Below are 1,541 nucleotides of genomic sequence, written 5' to 3'. Positions count from 1 at the left end.
GATCCAGAATTAGAAGAAAAGATTTATAGTATGAAGCCTACCGTGGAAGTCTGGCATGGGGAGTTATGGGGAGTTCTGGAAGTAGAAAGTCATAATCAGCTTTCTGAAAGAGAGATTGAAGCAGTAAAAGAGTACTGGGAAGGCCAGGAAAGTGATGGGTGGGGAGAGGGCTTTGAACAGCGGGGAATCAAAATTCCAGAAGGGGAACTGTATGTTAGCTTTTGGAACAGTGGAGATGAATTCTTTCTGACCACAGAGGAAGGATTGAAAGGAGAAGAGCAGGAACCCGACATTCAGAAAGGAGGGATTTTTTTTGAAGCATTATGATAGAGAATTTTATATCTTTCGATAGTTTAGTAACATGGAAGGAGAGCTGTATTTTTTGAATAGTATGAAGGAAGGTACTCGTCTGACTGTTTATAAGATGGAAAACGGTATGAATAAGGTGTAGAGGAGAATAGAAAATGACCTATGAGGAGTTTTTACAGTTAACAGAAAAGAATTTAAAACAATATTTTCCAGAATCTTTTCAGGAGAGAAAAGTGGAAATCAGAGAGGTTTTAAAAAATAACAACATCAAATTACAGGGAGTATATCTGTCAGGTAGCCCAAGCTACACCTCCGTCCCGCTTTTATATCTGGAATCCTATTATCAGGAGCTTGAGAACGGAAAGAAGCTTGAAGATGTGTGGCAGAACATCGCTCGGGATTATCAGAAGTGTCAGGAAACGGCAATAACCATAGATGGCATTTCCAGTAAAGAATGGGATTATGAAACCATAAAGAAGGGGTTGACCGTCTATGTCCGAAATGCACAGAAAAATGTTGATTTTCTTGCAGATTGTCCTCATGAAATACGTGAGGATCTGGCACTGGTTTATGGATTTCATGTGTTGGTGGACGGAGAAAAGGACGGAAGTGCCATTATCAATTATGACAGGCTGAAGTGGCTGGGAGTCAGCGAGGAGCAATTAAAGCAGGATGCCTGGGAAAACATGAAGCAGAGCAATCCTCCTTGTTTTTTTGATTTACAGGATATGCTGGCAAAAATGTATTCTGACGAACCGGGAGATGTCAAGGCCGGTAGTTTGGAACATTTAGAGGATGTGGATCCCAATGCAATGATGTATGTTCTGACGAATTCAAATCAGGTCAATGGGGCGGTTTATATGTGTGATGAAGAAGTAATGTCTCTTATTGCAGAAAAGCTGGGGTCAGATTTAATCGTGATTCCGTCATCGATTCATGAAACGATTATTCTAAAAGAAACAGAGAATATGAGCGTAAGAGAACTGAATGCGATGGTAGAGGCAGTAAATGCGGAAGCCATGGATCCACAGGAAAGGCTGGGGAATTTTGTTTACCGATTTGATAGAGAGGCCCAAAGACTGGAAAAAGCAGTAGAACAGGCAGAGGAGCTGGATTTTGAACCTGGGATGTCACCGGTATTTGCGTAGGACTCAGTTATATGTTTCACGAGTATTGCGGATGTTAGGAGGGATGCAGAATCAACAGTTTTATTTCATGGGTTGGCGGAAAGA

General features: G+C 41.3%; 2 protein-coding genes. Both read left to right on the top strand.

The annotated features are described in order from the left end of the window. The coding region (locus FGS84_RS30575; RefSeq protein ID WP_138311887.1) for a hypothetical protein at window positions 1-327 on the top strand (327 nt) is incomplete at its 5' end. Between the two features lie 137 nt (window positions 328-464). Further along, window positions 465-1,457, top strand: a complete 993-nt coding sequence (locus tag FGS84_RS30570; protein WP_138311886.1) for a DUF5688 family protein — start codon at window positions 465-467, stop codon at window positions 1,455-1,457. Window positions 1,458-1,541: the final 84 nt, after the last annotated feature.

This window comes from Clostridium sp. 1001271st1 H5, from assembly GCF_005845215.1.
Taxonomy (GTDB): Bacteria; Bacillota; Clostridia; order Lachnospirales; family Lachnospiraceae; genus Enterocloster.
Note: the sequence above shows the minus strand (reverse complement) of the source record. Positions and strands in the feature narration are given on the sequence as shown.

What these genes read in the sequence shown, in the direction of transcription:
- FGS84_RS30570 (WP_138311886.1), top strand. Translation starts at nt 465, where the DNA reads ATGACCTATGAGGAGTTTTTACAGTTAACAGAAAAGAATTTAAAACAA.